The organism is Flavobacterium sp. (assembly GCF_050696275.1).
Taxonomy (GTDB): domain Bacteria; phylum Bacteroidota; class Bacteroidia; order Flavobacteriales; family Flavobacteriaceae; genus Flavobacterium.
In genome coordinates, this window is record NZ_JBOGUT010000004.1 from 85,271 (window position 1) to 102,656 (window position 17,386).

Here is a 17,386-nt window from a genome sequence, read left to right on the forward strand (position 1 = left end):
TTTTTGAGTGTCTTTATGCTTTTTTCAGCAATATTTTCTCCTGCGTAAACTGATAAGCGGCATCCAGAAACAACACCATTTTATTCCAGTTGCTGTTGGGCTCAAAATAATTTCTGTACTGTTTAGATGTTTTAATCGTCAGTTTATTACCGCTTAAACTGGCTTCACTAACGAATTGTCCTGTTTCATTCGTTACTTTTTTGTTCAGTTTTTCAATTCCCGAAACGGTATATCCTTCCGGAATTTCGAATATGATTTCATTTTCAAAAGCCCTTGGATAAGCCATGTAAATATTATTTTTTCTTTCCTTTTCTTTTTTATTCACTTCAATTTGAGAAGTCAGCATTTTCCCGATTTCTATGATATAATTGTCTCCTGCTTTTTTGATTAGGTTGTTCTTTATCAAAAACTGCTCTTCATAAATCATTGGTGATTTGCTGCCAAATCTTCCGGTACTTTTAATAACCAGAGAATGGTCATCAACTTCAAAACCGTATTCATTAGAGGTGTTTTTCTTGAACTCTTCTTTTTGTCTGTCTTTTAATTTATTGATTAAAGCATCAAACTCTTTCTGATATTGTTTCTGTTTGCCTTTATTTCTTACTTTATCCAATAATTTAACCGATTTGTATTTTTCATAATCTTCATAAACATAATCGAAGAAATAGAATTTATCTTTTTGCTCAGCCGGCTTAAACTGACCGTAAAGCGATGATTCTTTTTTTATTTTCAAACCTGAGAAATCCTCATTGAGCGTCATGCTTGTAATTTCTTTCGTCACATTATCATTTACTGTTGTTGATGGCAGTAAAATGCTTTCCGAGTCAACTACCTTTTTACCTTTAGACACCTGAAGCGCATAGGCTTTCGTGTTTTCCAAATTATAATTAAACTGGTCTGCGTTTGTAAAAGGCGTGAAAAACTCCAGATAAATCGGGTTTGCCGTGTTTATTTTTAAAAGAATAGTTACGTTTTTCTGAATCAGTAAATCGTCAATAGAACCATTGTATCTTTCTGTACCGATAACGATGTCATAATCGATTTTCTCATATTTCAGATATGCCATAAAATGGTTTATGAATTCTCTTTCTGTTCTGAAAAAGATAGGATCAACATACAAAGAATACGGTGAAAATATTTTAGCTTCATCCGCCACGAAAGCTTCAATATATTGCGTTAAATAATTGTGTCTGGTAAAATAGTAGACTTCACGGATTTTTTCTTCGTCATTAGCGAACTTTTTCCCTTTCAGGAACGTTTTAATTGTTGATAAATCTCCGAACGGTCTGAATTTATCATTGTAATATTCGAAAATATCTTCTTTGGAAACCGTCGATTTGATTACACTTTCTTTCTTAGATAAAAAGGCATCCGCTCTTTCTTCAAATTTTCCTGATCGGGCAAAAAACACCTGAAATTTATAACATGGCATTTCAGACAAAGGATTAAACCATTTTGGAAATTCATTTTTATCGATATCATGCGCTTCCAGTTCGTATTTTCTTTCTCCTCCTTTTTTTGTTGGAATTTCTTTTATTTTTGGCGCTCCGTTGTAAGTATTAAAGTTGACAAAAAAATCATTTTCCGTTTGAAAAACCAATTTCATTTCCATTGTAGGATAGATGTCTCCAAGTGTTGTCTCCACTGGTTCGAAACCTAATTCTAGGGCAGATTTGAAAGGTTCAACCGAGTAAAAATAAAAATCGATAATATCTCCTTCTTCAAGATTTGCAATGGCAATTTTCTTTTCATTATCAATTTCCTTTGCTTCTTTTTCAACATCAATTTCTATTTCTTTTCCATCTGATTTTACAATCTTAATCCCGATGGTATTAGTCCCTTCCCTGAAGGAATAACCTTTGTTGGAATAAAATTTATTCTTAAACGAAAATTCAGAGAATTCCTTTACCGCAGCCGCATCCAGTAATTTAATTCTTTTTCGGATGGCTGAAGTATACGTTACATTGACACCAAATTTATGGTAGTCATAAAACTCATTTTTATAGATAATTACTGCCGATTCGTTTTTCCATTTATCAGGAACCGTATTAGCCGTTTTGAAACTGTCATTTTTTCCCCAGAAAAATTCTTTTATTTCGGCTTTGTCCTGGGAAAAGACATTGATAGAAACCGATAAAAGCAGTATCGTAATTATTTTATTCATTATTTAGACAAGGTTATTTGTTGGTTATAATTATTCGCAAGGTTTTTAATAAAAGTATTCCATTTATCCATTTCAGAAGCTTTGATTACACCGTTTTTAAATTGAAAAACTTTTTTGTAAACAATAGCATTTCCTTTATTCTGAAAAGTAATACTGACATCGAAATTAGCTTCTTTAACAACTAAATCCTGAGGGATTTTAGTCACTTTATATCCTTGAGGGATGTTTAGTGTAACTGTCGATTCGTAATTTGTTTTAAAATCAAATTCATAATCTGTTTTTCGGTCTTTCAGTTCGAAGTTTTTATATTCGTTCATAAATTCCAAATCGATATAAATATCATTGTCAAAACCAGTCACTTTGTTTGAGACAACTATAGAGTAATCGATACTTAATTTTTGATCTCTGTTTTTTAAATCTGACGTTTTGATATTATCCACATTGATATTCTTATCACTTTTAGACAGGTAATTTTCCAATGTTTCGCTTTTCTTGTCATTCTTAAACGAATTAAAAATATACAGAAACTGTGCAGCGCTTTCTCCTTGATAAGTGCGGGAAACACTTCCGGTAAGTTTTTCGTTTTCGACTGAAAGCGTCATTTCTCTTGACTCTTTATTAAACGCAGCAACAGTACTTGGCACTTTTTCGATAATAAATTTATCGCCGTCTTCAATCATTACTTCCTTATTTTGTATCCTTTCGGCGTACTGACCGAATGAATTAAATTTTTCAGTTCCATCCAGAAAATATTTCTTCCCTTTATAAAACAGCGTACAAATCATATGATTATCGACAGCTAGTGAAGGCGTAGTGTAATCGTATGCAATATGTTTGGTCCCAATCCAGGTTAATCTTGCATCAAAACCTGCCAGAATAAGCATTTGTTTGATCAGATTGGCCATACCTTTGCAATCGCCATATCTTTTTTGAAAAACATTATTGGACTCATCCGGCTTGAAACCAGCAATTCCATCTTCAAAAGCGATGTACCTGATGTTGTCCTGAACCCAGTAATAGATGTTTTTGATTTTTTCTTCGTCAGTTTTTGCGTTTGAAGTCAATTCGGTCACTTTATCTTTAAAAACGGATGTGTCATCTTTCATTAAATCGACAAGAGACTTATACCATTTGTACAAATCGGCAGCAGAATTAAATAAAGTAACTTCCTTCCCGTCATTTTTGAATGATTTTGCAATGATTAAAATGTGCGGGTACAGGTAACTTCTTCCCGGAGTACTTTCTTCTTTGTAATAGGCAGGGACATTTTCCAAAGTAAAAGTATAAACAGTCGTTTTTGCCTTTACATCTTTCTTTTGAGATTTGACGATTTTAATTCCTTCAAAATTAAATTCTTTCAATTCCACGTTAAGCCATTCCGGAACCGATATATTAATCGTTTTTTTAATTACCGGAAATTCATCATTAAAAAACAAGGATGTAAAATACTTTACATCATCGTATTTTTTCTCCATTTCATATTTGTAAGTGTATCCCTGAACCGGAAAATCAAAACTCATGTGTTTCACACGCGCATCATTGTAAAACAAATCATTGTCTTTATAAAACTCATCGATAATATGATAATTTGCTATTTTATCGTTTCTGTATTTAAGATTGAAAGTTTCAATTTTTGATTCACTGTCGTAAAACTCATACTTGCTGATGTCAGCACGATGATTTATATTCATCAGTAATTCATTTATTGAATTGGTAACGGTCACTTTCGACTTGTCCTTATTTAATCCGAAACTGATATTTTCTTCGCTTTGCAGTATGGCAACATCGTCTTTGGAATAAGTATCACGCAAAGATTTTGCTTTTTTAATATCCTCAACTGTTGGATCTAAATTTTTTTGCGCAAATGATTGAGCAGCAAACAACAGGACAATTATTAGTTTGACAGATAGTTTCATTTTGGGTAATTTTTCGCAAACATAATGGATTTATTCAGTTTCAAAACAAATTTTAATACAATTATTATTTTTTTTTAACTTCTTTACCTTTTTATTCATTTATCATAAGAAAAATTAGAGTTATTACTTTATTCTATACCGGTTACTTTATAACCGATAATGAAGACAGCTGTAAAAATGCACATCAATTTTTTAAGCAGCAAATCAGGAGTTCGAAAGCGTTGAGTCAATCAGGACTAAAGGATCAGAATTTATCTTTTAACAAAACAATTCGCAAAATTGACTATTATATAGGACAGCTAAATCAACAGGAAGATGTTTCGTTTTGATTTTTTTTCATATTCTTGTAACTTTTTAGTAACTCAATACGTATAACTATTTCACACACTTAAAATTTAAGGAGAAACTTACATGAGACAACTTAAAATTACCAAGCAGGTAACGAATCGTGAAACTGCATCGTTAGACAAATATTTACAGGAAATTGGAAAAGTTGACCTTATTACAGCTGATGAGGAAGTAGAATTGGCACAACGTATTAAGGCTGGAGATCAACGTGCTTTAGAAAAATTAACCAAAGCTAATTTACGTTTCGTTGTTTCGGTAGCAAAACAATATCAAAATCAAGGATTGACACTTCCGGATTTAATTAATGAAGGAAATTTAGGTCTTATAAAAGCAGCGCAGCGTTTTGATGAAACTCGTGGTTTCAAATTCATTTCGTATGCTGTATGGTGGATTCGTCAATCTATTTTACAGGCTTTAGCAGAACAATCCCGTATTGTACGTTTGCCTTTGAATAAAATTGGTTCTATCAATAAAATCAATAAAATGTATGCTTTGTTAGAGCAATCTAATGAGCGTGCTCCTTCAGCAGAAGAAATTGCAAAAGAGCTTGACATGACTGTTAATGACGTAAAAGAGAGTATGAAAAACTCTGGTCGTCACTTGTCCATGGATGCTCCTCTTGTAGAAGGTGAAGATTCTAATTTATATGATGTATTGCGTTCAGGTGAATCACCAAATCCTGACAGAGAATTGATTCACGAATCATTGCGTACCGAAATTGAGCGTTCTCTGGAAACATTGACACCAAGAGAAGCTGACGTAGTCCGTTTGTATTTTGGTTTAGGTGACCAACACCCAATGACTTTAGAAGAAATTGGAGAAACTTTCGATTTAACCCGTGAGCGTGTGCGCCAGATTAAAGAAAAAGCAATCCGCAGATTGAAACACACATCAAGAAGTAAAATCTTGAAAACATATTTAGGGTAATCACTGAGTCAAGCTCAGCACAAGCCTAATTACGGTAACAACAGTCCAAGACTGTTCGTTTTTTGATTGATGATTGAAACTCCGGCTGATTACCGGAGTTTTACTTTTTTAATCTGAACTTGTTTCAGATTAAAATGAACTTGTTTCAGATTCTTTTGGGCGTGACACTTTCATCGCTTTGTCGTTCCTCCTTGCGACTTCAGGTCAGGCTTTCGGCTTTATCTCTTCGTTGCACTACGAGGATACCGCCTTAATCCTTCACGCATACCCGGAATAAATACTGACATTATTTTCTAAGAGAACATTGTGCTGAATACAGTTAAAATTTTACCTTTGCCTAAACAACACTAACAATTTTCGGCATTAAAAGATGCTGAAATAAATTCAGCATCAATGAAGAATACTATCATAGCACCATCAGTGCTTGCGGCAGACTTTGCCAACTTACAACGCGATATAGAAATGATCAACAATAGTGAGGCCGACTGGTTTCATATTGATGTAATGGACGGACTATTTGTGCCAAACATTTCTTATGGTATGCCGGTAATTGAAGCCATTAAAAAACACGCAACAAAACCATTGGATGTTCACTTGATGATTGAAAAACCGGAAAGATATATTGAAACTTTTGCTAAAATAGGTGCTGATATCATAACCGTTCATTATGAAGCAACAGTTCATTTGCATCGAACACTCGCTCAAATAAAAAACGCAGGTTGTAAAGCTGGTGTGGTTTTAAACTTATCAACTCCTGTATCCGTTTTGGAAGATATTCTACCTGAATGTTACATGGTCCTGATCATGTCAATTAATCCAGGATTTGGGGGACAAAAATTTGAAGAAATGACCTATGAAAAAGTTCGTAAGCTTCGCAAAATGATTACAGAACAAAACCTAGATACATTAATAGAAATTGATGGCGGTGTGACTAATAAAAATGCAAAACAGCTGATAGAAGCCGGAGCAGATGCTTTGGTTGCCGGAAGTTATATCTTCAACGCTGAAAATCCAGTCGCTACAATTGCTGATCTGAAAAAAATCACAACTTTATAAAACCAAAAAGCTCCGACAATTAATCGGAGCTTTTTTATATTTAAAACTTAATATTCCCGGTTATCTCATTTAAAGAAACTTCGGATATTTTTGCCTGAAACTTCGCATTGCTGTTTCTCGCAATAGCATTAATATAATTTTGCTGGGCACTTCTGAATTCCAATGTAGTAATTGTTCCAATTTTGAATTTTTCCAAAGTGATTTCCAAATTCCTCTTTGCAATAGCTTCGTTACTTTCTTCCAGTTTTGCCAATTCTATATTTGTTAAATAGGTTTGAAAAGCAGTTGCCAGCTGAGCATTTATCGTTTGCTTTTGCTGTTCAATGGCTAAGCTTGAATTTTCAATCTGCATCTTGGCAATCCTTACATTTCTGTTTTGCTGAAAACCATTAAAAATATTCATCGTAGCCGAAACACCATAATTAAATCCGCGGCTTGATGATTGTGATGTAAAGCCCAAACTCGATTCGGTTTCATTAAAAATATACCCTGCATTCAGTTTAACAGTTGGATATCGGTTGGCTTGAACCTGCTTTAAATCCAACTCGACAACTCTTTTATTTATTAGTGCCAATTGCAGTTGCGGGTTTTGCTTTTCAACCAAACTATTCAAATCTGCTAATTGCAATTTGTCATTGAGAGCAACTTCTTCAATTACTTTAAAATTAGTCCTTAAATCTCTCGCTAAAAGTTCATTTAACCTAATTTTAGTTGTTTCAAAGAGCTCTTTCTGCCTTACCAAATTTGAAGTATCCGTATTTAAATCAACCTGTGCATTTAGCACTTCCAACTTTGATGCTTTCCCAATAGTAAACCTGTTTTCAGCGGTTTTTAACCGTTGTTTGGAAATCACGATAGTTGTATCCAATGCTTTTAACAATTGCTGTTGCTGTACCAAATCATAGTAGGTTGTCATCACATCTCCAACTTTTGTCAAAATCGTCATCTTAAGCTCCGTCTCGCCTTGCTTTTGCAACTCTTTCAACTGATCGTAACGAGCAAACATCCGCAAACCGTCGAAAACTGTCCAGCCTAATGTAACGCCGTAATTTAAACTGTTGTTTTTAGCATTATCCAATTCGCGGACTTCCCCACTGGATTGGGTTTGTTTTGAGTTCTGAATATTGTTGTTTTGTGTTACTGTTGCATCTAATTTTGGCAGCATTCCCGCATTAGCAATACTCACTCCCATTGAATCTATCTTTACCGCATTTGAAGCTATCTTGACATCATAATTGTTTTTTAATGCAATTCCTACGGCATCTTCAATCGTTAAAATCTCTTGTGCCTGAATTTCAGGAAGAGCAATAAATAGCAACAGGATTTGAAACAGAATTTTTCTCATGGCATTATTCCTTTTCATATTCGTTAATATGGTCAAATTCCGGACTGTGTTTTCTCTCTTTCGACCACATAAAATAAATAGCCGGGATGATGAACAATGTGAGCAATAATGAAAATAAAGTCCCTCCAACAATTACAACTCCCATTCCTATCCTACTGGTAGAAGCAGCTCCGAGCGACATAGCGATTGGTAATGCTCCAAGTGCAATGGCTAAACTGGTCATTAAAATAGGACGTAAACGGGATTCAGCGGCTTCCATAATAGCCTCGTATTTTGGTTTGCCTTGTTCTCGTAACTGATTAGCAAATTCGACGATTAAAATTCCGTTCTTCGTTACAAGGCCAATAAGCATAATAGTTCCAATCTGGCTGAAAATATTCCAGGTCTGACCAAAAAGCCACAGGGAGAATAAAGCACCTGCCACAGCCATTGGCACTGTTAAAATGATAATAAACGGATCGATAAAACTTTCGAATTGAGCCGCCAGAATCAAAAAAATCAACAACAAAGCCAATCCGAAGGCAAAAGAAGTATTGGAACTACTCTCTACAAAATCACGAGATTCTCCACTTAGATCGGTTGTGAAAGTATCATCAAGAACTTTTGTTTTGATCCGTTCCATGGCATCAATCCCATCACTGATACTTTTTCCCGGAGCCAAACCAGCGGAAACTGTAGCCGACATATAACGATTGTTATGATACAACTGTGGCGGACTGCTCTGTTCATCAATAGTAACCAGATTATCCAGCTGTATTAATTGCCCCATTTTACTTTTTACAAAAATGGAAGTCAAATCCATAGGTGCATCACGATCTTTTTTGTCGAATTGCCCCATAACCTGATACTGTTTTCCATTCCTCATAAAATAACCAAAACGCTGTCCGCTCAATGAAAGCTGCAAGGTTTGTGCAACATCTATTACAGAAACTCCAAGGCTTTGCGCTTTTTCTCTGTCGATCGTCACATAGATTTCTGGCTTGTTGAATTTTAAATTTACATCTGAATTGGAGAACGTTTCATCTTTGGAAACTTCATCCATAAACTGCGGTATTTTTTCCTCCAATTTCTTGAAGTTTGGAGCCTGAATCACAAACTGAATTGGCATTCCACCTCTTCTGTTTACAGCAATTGTGGGAGATTCTGAAACAGAAACTTTAGCTTCAGAATATTGCTTTGTCCATTTCGTCAAATTTTCCGCAATTTCTTTTTGAGAATGCTTCCTTTCATCAGGCTGAACCAAAGAAATTCTGGCACGACCTGTATTTGTAGCCGAAGAACCAAATCCCGGCGAAGTGATAATCAAACTGACTTTTTTCTCCGGAATAGAATCATTGATCAGCTGGGTCAATTCACTCATGAACCTGTCCATATAATCATAAGAAGCCCCTTCCGGTGCTGTTACGTTCATCCCTATAAAACTTCGGTCATCATACGGCGCAGTCTCTTTTTGTATAGAATTGAAAAACAAAACAATCAAACCGATACAACCTATAAGAATTGGAAAACTCAACCATTTTCGTTTCATGAAATTTTCCAATGCTCCCGCGTAAGACGTGTTCATTTTTTGAAAATAGGGCTCTGTTAAATCATAAATTTTGGATTTCTTCTGCTCACCGCCTTTCATAAGATACGCATTCAACATCGGAGTTAATGTAAGCGACACAAATGCCGAAATTAACACTGCAGCGCCAATAACCACTCCAAATTCCCTAAACAGCCTTCCCACGAAACCTTCCAGGAAAATAACGGGCAAAAACACTGCCGCTAAAGTTATTGAAATGGAAATTACAGCAAAGAAAATCTCATTTGACCCTTTAATGGCAGCTTCAATTGGCGACATTCCTTCTTCCACTTTCTTGAAAATGTTCTCAGTCACCACAATTCCGTCATCTACCACTAAGCCCGTTGCTAAGACGATGGCCAATAATGTCAGTACATTTACCGAAAAACCGCATAAATACATGATGAAAAACGTAGCAATCAGCGATACCGGAATATCGATTAACGGTCGGAAAGCAATAGCCCAATCCCGAAAGAAAACATAAATAATCAGCACCACCAAAATAATTGACAGCAATAATGTTTCGGCTACTTCCAAAACCGCCTTTTTAACGAAAACGGTATTATCTATAGCGATATTCAGTTTAAAATCTTTAGGCAGGTCTTTTTTGAGATGATCGTATTGCTCATAAAATTTTTCGGCAATATCCAGATAATTCGTTCCCGGCTGCGGAATAATAGCCATTCCAACCATTGGCTGACCGGAATCGGAAAGTTTTGTCTCCAGGTTTTCGGCCTCTAAAGAAGCTTTCCCAATATCGCTCAAACGAACAATTTTATCTCCTTCAGCTCGAATAATAATATTGTTAAATTCTTCCTCTGTAGAAATATTCCCCACTGTTTTAACCGTCAATTCGGTATTTGCTCCAGTTAGTTTTCCGGAAGGCAATTCGACATTTTGCTTATTTAACGCATCACGAACATCAGCAACTGTGCAACCGTAGGAAGCCAACTTTATGGGATTAATCCACAAACGCATGGCGTATTTTCTTTGGCCCCAAATCTGAACGCTGCTCACTCCCGGAATAGTCTGCAATCGTTGTGCTATGACATTATCAGCATAATCTGAAAGTTCCAGAACATTTTTGTTATCACTCTGAACCGTCATGGTAATAATAGGCTCTGAATCTGCATCGGCTTTCGAAACAACCGGCGGAGCATCAATATCCTGAGGTAAACTTCTAACAGCCTGCGACACTTTATCACGCACATCATTCGCTGCTGCTTCAAGATTTTTATCCAAGTTAAATTCAATCGTAATATTACTTCTGCCTTGGTTACTCGACGAAGTTATATTTCTGATTCCATCTATAGAATTGACTGCTTTTTCTAAAGGTTCGGTTATCTGTGATTCAATAATATCTGCATTGGCCCCAGAATAATTTGTTTGCACCGAAATCTGAGCGGGATCAATTGATGGAAATTCACGAACCCCCAAAAAAGTATACCCAATGATTCCGAAGAGAATTAACATCAGGTTGAGCACTATTGTGAGGACCGGTCTTTTTATACTTAAAGTGGATAAACTCATTTCTACTATCTTACTTTAAAGTTACTTTTACTGGTGAATCCTTTTTTAATGTCATCACTCCGCTGGTTAACAAAGTATCACCTGCTTTTAAACCGGAAATCACCAAAACATTTTTGTCTGTTCTGGCTCCTGTTTCTACCATAATTTCTTTGGCTTTTCCATTGATGGAGACAAATACTTTTTTCCCGTTTTGAACAGGAATCAATGCTTCGGTTGGAGCCAATAACGCATCATTAATTTTTTCCAATGGCAATATAACGTTTGCAAAAGTTCCCGGAATTAGTTTTCCGCTTGGATTTTGAGCAATTGCACGCATTTTTAAAGTCCTTGTTTCTACTTCTATTCCCGGTTCGATTGCGTAGATTTTAGCCGAATATGTTTCTCTTGAACCTGCAACTGTAAAGGAAATCATCGTATTGACTTTCATCTGAGTTGCATATTTTTCAGGAATGGAAAATGTAATTTTTACTTGCGTGGTGTTTACCAAATTTGCTACAACAGAAGTAGGAGTGACATACGTTCCTTTCGAAATGGAACGCAAACCTATTTTCCCCGAAAAAGGCGCTTTGACCGAAGTTTTTGCAATTTGGGCTTGAATTAATTGTGTTTGCGCTTGTGCAGAACGGAAATCAGCGCTGGCAATATCGTATTCTTCTTGACTAATAGCCTCTTTTTGAAGCAATAATCTGGCTCTTCTTTCGTTTTCCGAAGCCAGTGCCTGTTTTGTTTTTGCTTGTGAAAGTTGGGCACGAAGTTCTAAATCATTAATTTTAAAAAGCTGCTGTCCTTTAGTAACGACAGTTCCTTCTTCAAAATTAATGCTTTCTACAATTCCTGAAACTTCACTGCGAATTTCAACCTGTTCGTTAGCATCAATTGAACCCGAAAGCGAAAGATTATCGGAGAAAACCTGCGTTTTTAAAACAACTCCGGTTACTTTTGCCGGTTTTTTATCTCCTCCTCCTTTGCCTTTTCCGTTACTTTCCTCTTTTCCTTTATTTTCAGTTATTCTGTAAAAAATCATTCCACCTAAAACTATCGCCAGTAATAGATATATAATATTCTTTAATTTCATAATGGACGCTATGTAATGTTATTGCAAACTGTAAGATTATATAACAAAACTAATTTTTAATATCCAGTATAGCTAAAGATTGCCTTTTATTTAACACTAAATTCAGAAATAGTCCCTAGTTTTTTATTCTTTATAATTGATCATTCGCTTGACGTTTTGATACAGTTCGGGGAAGTATAATTTGAATTTTTCAGGGGTTTCAAAAAAATGTTCTAAAATAACCGCAATAAATTCCAACTGGTTCGAAAAGGCATACTCCCTGAAATAACCGGATTCAATTAAGCGGTCATGATTGGGTTTATGGTTCACTTCTTTGAGCAGTTTTTCATAATTGACCCTATAAATGATAGCAGAAATGCTGGTATTCCTTAAGCATTGAAAGTGCAAAGTATGCGCGAATTCATGCAAACCCAAATTTAAATTGTCGTTTTCGAATTCAAATCCTTCCTGAAAATGCTTCCATGAAAAAACCAGTGTTTTCAGCTTTGGATTAAACTCTCCTTTGTGATAAACTTTATTAGTTTGTGAATAATAAATATCTGGATATAAAATTATTTTATCAAAAACCGTGTAGAGGTATTTTTGCATCCCGAAGGTTAGCATCGCAGAAGTAGCCGCTATTTTAACTTTCATTTCATCAGTAACGGTCAATCCTTCCCGTCCATAAAAGAGATATTTTTCAAGAAACGCTGCCACGCGATGTTCAAAATATAGTTGCTCATTTTGGGGCAGTTTTTTAAAAAATTCAAATTGCCCACTCAAAATATCAAGCTGATTGCCTGGAAGTTTTTTTAACTTTAAATAAAAATGCACATAAAACGGCTTCTGAAAAAAAGCACCGTAAATATATTCCAATACGAGGTAAAAAGAGCCAAAGAAGAATACCGACGTTGCCAAGATAAAAAGAGTGGCAATAATTATGACAGGGATACTTTCAATCATGATGGGTTCTTTTATTGCTTCTTAAAATCCTATTTGAGATTTTTAGGATTGAAAATAAAATACGGTGGCTAATATAAAATTTATTATTCAAAGAAAACGCAAGACATCAAATATTACACTAGTTAGATTGGTTTTCAAAAAAAAAGCATCCGAAGTTGCGGATGCTTTTGCTATGCTATTCAAACCATTACATGGCTGTGATGATGAATTCACTTCTTCTGTTGAGCTGGTGTTCTTCTTCAGAACAATTTACTCCATCGGCGCAATTATTTATAAGTTGCGATTCGCCGTATCCTCTTCCGGTGATACGATCTGGTGAAATTCCGTTTTTGACCATCCAGTCTATAGTGGATTTTGCCCTTTTATCAGATAGTTTTTGATTGTAATCATTTGTCTGACGGCTGTCGGTATGAGATCTGACATCGATTTTCATGGTTGGATTGTCTTTCATCACCTCGACAATTTTAGCCAAATCAACCGCGGCATCCTTTCGTATTACTGCTTTATCCAAATCAAAATAAATAATTTTGATATCAAAAGTTTTCGCTAAATCGGAACCAATGGTCACTTCTTTGATTTTCTTCTCCAAAGCAATATTCAAATCCGTTTTCCCGGTAACATTCGGTATTTCAACTGGCGTTTCTTTGGTGTTGTACGCTTCTTTTTCAGTCCTTACATAATATTTATTTCCAGCATTGACATCAAAATGGTATTTGCCTTCTTTATCAGACGTCACTTTTCCTACTTCGTTAAAATTGGAATCAAACAAAGTAACGGTAGTGTTTGGCAAGGTTTCTTTTGTTTCCAAATCGACAATTTGACCATCTAGCTCTTGCTTGATTTCAACTGGCAATGGCTTTTTCTCTTCGAAAGCATAAATATCATCGAATCCTTTTCCTTTTTCTCTGTTGGAAGAGAAATACCCTTTTTTGGTCGTATTATCAATAATAAAAGCAAAATCATCCAGATTGCCATTTATGGGCGCTCCAATATTCAAGATTTGCCCCGGCATGCCATTTCCGTCCAATTTGGTTACAAAAATATCCAAACCACCTAATCCCTGATGTCCATCGGTTGCAAAATACAATTCGTTGTCACTGGTGATAAAAGGAAATGTTTCGCGGGCTTCTGTATTGATCGAACCGGTTAAATTTTGCGGCACTCCGTATGTGTCATTTTCCAAGATGGCAACTTTAAACAAATCTGATTGTCCTTTTGTTCCTGGCATATTGGAAGCAAAGTACAGTGTTTTTCCATCTGGACTCAACGCTGGATGCGCCACACTGTAATTGTCACTGTTAAACGGAAGTTCTTTAATGTCGACCCATTTGCCTTCTACTAAAGTAGCTTTATAAAGCTTTAAAAGTATAATGCTGTTTTCATCTGTTCCCGTCTTTCTTTTATTGAAATTATTCCGGGTAAAATAAACCGTCTTTAAATCTTTGGTGAAAACCGGTGTATCTTCATTAAATTTGGAATTGATTGCTTTTGAGAATTTTTCAGGATTGGACAGCTCTCCTTCTTCATTTTTGGAAGCTACATAGAGATTTGTGAAGGAATGATTGGTCCATTTTGTCTTAACTTTGGCAAAACCGATAGTATCCCTTGACGTGGAAAACAATATTTTATCTCCGTAAAAAGCAGTACCATAATCTGACATTTTTGAGTTTATTCCAGTTGGCTTTATTTCGTACCTGCCAGAATTTTTAGCAATAATATCCAAGTATTTTTTTTCTTTATTGTATTCGTTTCCTCTGATATCAGAAGCTGACATTTGATGAAACTTATCCATATATTCATTGGCTTTCGAATAATTCTCTACGGCTTTCAGCGTTATTGAATACCTGTAATAGTATTCCGGATCGACTTTTTCATTTAAGGCAAATAATTCCGTGTACCATTTGTTGGCTTCTTTTAATTTTGCATTGAAAAAATAAGAATTCCCCAACTTTTGGAATAAGTCAACTGATTTATACCCTTTATTGGCCACTTTTTCATAGGTAGCAATGGCATCAACATAGGCCAAATCTCCATACTTTTTATCTGCTTTCTCTATTTTTTTCGTCTGTGAATGCGCATCAATTGCCAGAGAAGCTACAAGTAAGATATATATAATTTTTTTCATACTGTACATATTAGAAGAACCTAGGTGAAACCACTTTTTTATAATTTTTGAACAATTCATACCTCAAAAATACTTCATGCGAACCCGAGTTGAAATTACCAAGTCTACTGGTGTCTTTATCATAAGCATAACCTATTAACCAGGAATCTGAAATTTGGAAACCGGCCATACCGCTGACTGCTGCACTCCATCTGTAAGCTGCGCCTATCGAAAATTTTTCAAAGAACCAGAAATTGGCCGATACATCTACCTGCAAAGGCGCTCCTTTGACAATTTTAGTTAAAACTGCTGGTTTAAATTGCAAGTTATCGCTCAAATCAAATACATGACCCGCAATGGCATGAAAATGCATTCTGTCGCTGGCAACATATTGTATATCATTGTCATAATAACTATTCTCCAACATATAAGGAATGGACAATCCTACGTAAGTTTTATTGGAGTACCAAAAAACTCCCGCGCCTATATTTGGCGTAAACCTGTTATCGATATTTTGCCTGTTCAAATTGTCACTAGGATTGAATATCTTCAGTTTATTAAAATCTACATTAAAGAAGTCTGCAGAACCTTTTACACCAAAAGCCAGCTTAAAATTTTCTGAAGTTGGAATGGTGTAGCTAAGATCTATGGAAACTACATTCTCATCTGAAGGTCCTAATTTATCATTAACCACAGAAAATCCCAATCCAAAGTTACTGTTATCACCCAGCGGCGAATGTATTGTAAGTGTATTGGTTACTGGCGCTCCCTCTAGCCCAACCCATTGATTCCTATGCATTATCAAAGCACTTAAAGCGCCACGGGATCCTGCATACCCAGGATTTATATTGGACGTATTGTACATATATTGTGTGTACTGGGCTTCTTGTTGCGCACTTGCAAAAGCACTTATTAGAAAGAATCCGAATAGTAATAATTTCAATTTCATATTTTCAATTTTAAAATTACCCCCAAACTTAAAGTCTGGGGAAATTATATTTATCTATTAATATACAAATAACTTGCTTTTTCTTTGGCTTCACCGCTAGGCTTCTTATATCTTAAGATATAGTAATAAGTTCCTTCGGGTAAATCTTCAAGTCTGTTAACTGTTACTCGTCCATCAGATACTCCTCTGAATGCTTTATCCGTATTATTATAACCCGAAACTTCAAATACTAAAACGCCCCATCTGTTATAAATTTCTACAGTATTATCCGGATATTTATTTATCCCGTCAATAAAGAACACTTCATTATCACCATCTCCATTTGGAGTTACGTGATTGTAAATGTCAAGATCTTCATTAGTACTCACAATAATCGTTACCGTTGCAGTATCGCAATTCGCTGGAACTGCTCCGTTTTCACAAATTTGATATGTAATGGTGTAGGTTCCTGCCGGAGTTCCCGGTAATACATCTACAGTTCCATTCGGGTTTAAAACTATGTGTCCTGTTGGATCTGGTGTTACGACTGTTAGTGTTACTTGTGTCAAATCAGTGCTAGCACCGCTAAGAGTATCATTGCCGAGTATATTAAGAATACCTACAACACCAACAGATCCCGCTGTGGTTGTCTCTTCATCATCATCAGCATCGATTGGATTCAATACAATAACTGTAGCTGTAGTCGTATCACAATTCGCAGGAACGATGTTCAGTCCTGTGCCTGGATCGGTTTCACACAATTGATACGTCACAACATACGTACCCGATGGGGTGTTTGGTGCAACTGTAATCACGCCATCCGCATCCACACTTAGTGGTCCTGCAATAACAGGAGTTACATTCGTATTGGTAGTAGTAACCAAAATACCGTTTAAAGTATCGTTGCCAATCACACTGCCTGGTACAACAGTGACACCTGCGCCGGAACTTACCGTAACAGCTGGGTCAATCACTGCATCAATTACACTTATTGGTATTGTTATTGCCGTAGAAGTATTGTTGCCAGGGGTAGGATCATTCTCCACGCCTGTGATCGTAGCCGTATTGGCATAAGGGCCTGTAGCATTCACCGTAGCGGTGATCGTTAGCGTCGCACTAGCTCCATTGGCCAGATTGCCGATAGTCCAGTTCGGAGCCGTCCACGTGCCTACCGATGGAGTCGCGCTCACAAAAGTATACCCTGCCGGGAGTACATCGTTCACACTCACTCCTGTAGCAGCGCTTGGTCCTGCATTGCCTGCGGTGATGGTAAAGATCACCGTACCACCTACATTAGGGGCCGGGTTATTCACCGTTTTAACCACACTAAGGTTTGCCTGAGCCACTGGGACTGGGGTAACCGTAGAAGTATTGTTGCCAGGGGTAGGATCATTCTCCACGCCTGTGATCGTAGCCGTATTGGCATAAGGGCCTGTAGCATTCACCGTAGCGGTGATCGTTAGCGTCGCACTAGCTCCATTGGCCAG

11 protein-coding genes are annotated in these 17,386 nt (G+C 36.3%); 2 read left to right on the forward strand and 9 right to left on the reverse strand.

Annotation, left to right across the window (positions count from 1 at the left end; translation table 11 throughout):
- Positions 1 to 13 precede the first annotated feature (13 nt).
- Positions 14 to 2,164 carry a hypothetical protein gene (locus ACRDEC_RS03805; protein ID WP_431497010.1) on the reverse strand — a complete coding sequence of 717 codons (2,151 nt, stop codon included), beginning with the start codon at positions 2,162 to 2,164 and terminating at the stop codon, positions 14 to 16.
- Positions 2,164 to 4,080, reverse strand: coding sequence for a transglutaminase-like domain-containing protein (locus tag ACRDEC_RS03810; protein ID WP_431497011.1), 1,917 nt, complete (start codon positions 4,078 to 4,080; stop codon positions 2,164 to 2,166). Before ACRDEC_RS03810 ends, ACRDEC_RS03805 begins: the two co-directional genes overlap by 1 nt.
- 411 nt (positions 4,081 to 4,491) lie before the next feature.
- On the opposite strand from ACRDEC_RS03810, the gene ACRDEC_RS03815 reads away from it, so the two are divergent.
- Positions 4,492 to 5,355 (forward strand): sigma-70 family RNA polymerase sigma factor, encoded by an 864-nt coding sequence (locus ACRDEC_RS03815; RefSeq protein ID WP_026711939.1) that lies wholly within the window; start codon positions 4,492 to 4,494, stop codon positions 5,353 to 5,355.
- 393 nt (positions 5,356 to 5,748) lie between these two features.
- Entirely contained in the window at positions 5,749 to 6,411 is a 663-nt protein-coding gene (rpe, locus tag ACRDEC_RS03820; protein WP_431497012.1) for a ribulose-phosphate 3-epimerase, read from the forward strand.
- 40 nt (positions 6,412 to 6,451) lie between these two features.
- On the opposite strand, the gene ACRDEC_RS03825 is transcribed toward rpe, so the two are convergent.
- The 7 genes from ACRDEC_RS03825 to ACRDEC_RS03855 all read right to left on the reverse strand — a co-directional run.
- Positions 6,452 to 7,756: a TolC family protein gene (locus tag ACRDEC_RS03825; protein ID WP_431497013.1), complete on the reverse strand. Its 1,305-nt coding sequence runs from the start codon at positions 7,754 to 7,756 to the stop codon at positions 6,452 to 6,454.
- A gap of 4 nt (positions 7,757 to 7,760) precedes the next feature.
- Entirely contained in the window at positions 7,761 to 10,850 is a 3,090-nt protein-coding gene (locus ACRDEC_RS03830) for an efflux RND transporter permease subunit (protein WP_431497014.1), read from the reverse strand.
- A gap of 10 nt (positions 10,851 to 10,860) precedes the next feature.
- Entirely contained in the window at positions 10,861 to 11,925 is a 1,065-nt protein-coding gene (locus ACRDEC_RS03835) for an efflux RND transporter periplasmic adaptor subunit (protein WP_431497015.1), read from the reverse strand.
- Between the two features lie 123 nt (positions 11,926 to 12,048).
- Positions 12,049 to 12,867, reverse strand: a complete 819-nt coding sequence (locus ACRDEC_RS03840) for a zinc-dependent peptidase (RefSeq protein WP_431497016.1) — start codon at positions 12,865 to 12,867, stop codon at positions 12,049 to 12,051.
- 187 nt (positions 12,868 to 13,054) lie between these two features.
- Positions 13,055 to 14,992, reverse strand: coding sequence for an OmpA family protein (locus ACRDEC_RS03845; RefSeq protein WP_431497017.1), 1,938 nt, complete (start codon positions 14,990 to 14,992; stop codon positions 13,055 to 13,057).
- A 10-nt stretch (positions 14,993 to 15,002) separates the two neighbouring features.
- Positions 15,003 to 15,920 carry a PorP/SprF family type IX secretion system membrane protein gene (locus tag ACRDEC_RS03850; protein ID WP_431497018.1) on the reverse strand — a complete coding sequence of 306 codons (918 nt, stop codon included), beginning with the start codon at positions 15,918 to 15,920 and terminating at the stop codon, positions 15,003 to 15,005.
- 50 nt (positions 15,921 to 15,970) lie between these two features.
- Positions 15,971 to 17,386 (reverse strand): gliding motility-associated C-terminal domain-containing protein (locus ACRDEC_RS03855; protein ID WP_431497019.1); only part of this gene is annotated, 1,416 nt, incomplete at its 5' end.

Excerpts from the sequence above, each read along its gene's own strand:
- ACRDEC_RS03815 (WP_026711939.1), top strand. The coding sequence starts at position 4,492 with ATGAGACAACTTAAAATTACCAAGCAGGTAACGAATCGTGAAACTGCA.
- ACRDEC_RS03850 (WP_431497018.1), bottom strand. The coding sequence starts at position 15,920 with ATGAAATTGAAATTATTACTATTCGGATTCTTTCTAATAAGTGCTTTT.
- rpe (WP_431497012.1), top strand. The coding sequence starts at position 5,749 with ATGAAGAATACTATCATAGCACCATCAGTGCTTGCGGCAGACTTTGCC.
- ACRDEC_RS03810 (WP_431497011.1), bottom strand. The coding sequence starts at position 4,080 with ATGAAACTATCTGTCAAACTAATAATTGTCCTGTTGTTTGCTGCTCAA.
- ACRDEC_RS03830 (WP_431497014.1), bottom strand. The coding sequence starts at position 10,850 with ATGAGTTTATCCACTTTAAGTATAAAAAGACCGGTCCTCACAATAGTG.
- ACRDEC_RS03805 (WP_431497010.1), bottom strand. The coding sequence starts at position 2,164 with ATGAATAAAATAATTACGATACTGCTTTTATCGGTTTCTATCAATGTC.
- ACRDEC_RS03845 (WP_431497017.1), bottom strand. The coding sequence starts at position 14,992 with ATGAAAAAAATTATATATATCTTACTTGTAGCTTCTCTGGCAATTGAT.
- ACRDEC_RS03840 (WP_431497016.1), bottom strand. The coding sequence starts at position 12,867 with ATGATTGAAAGTATCCCTGTCATAATTATTGCCACTCTTTTTATCTTG.
- ACRDEC_RS03835 (WP_431497015.1), bottom strand. The coding sequence starts at position 11,925 with ATGAAATTAAAGAATATTATATATCTATTACTGGCGATAGTTTTAGGT.
- ACRDEC_RS03825 (WP_431497013.1), bottom strand. The coding sequence starts at position 7,756 with ATGAGAAAAATTCTGTTTCAAATCCTGTTGCTATTTATTGCTCTTCCT.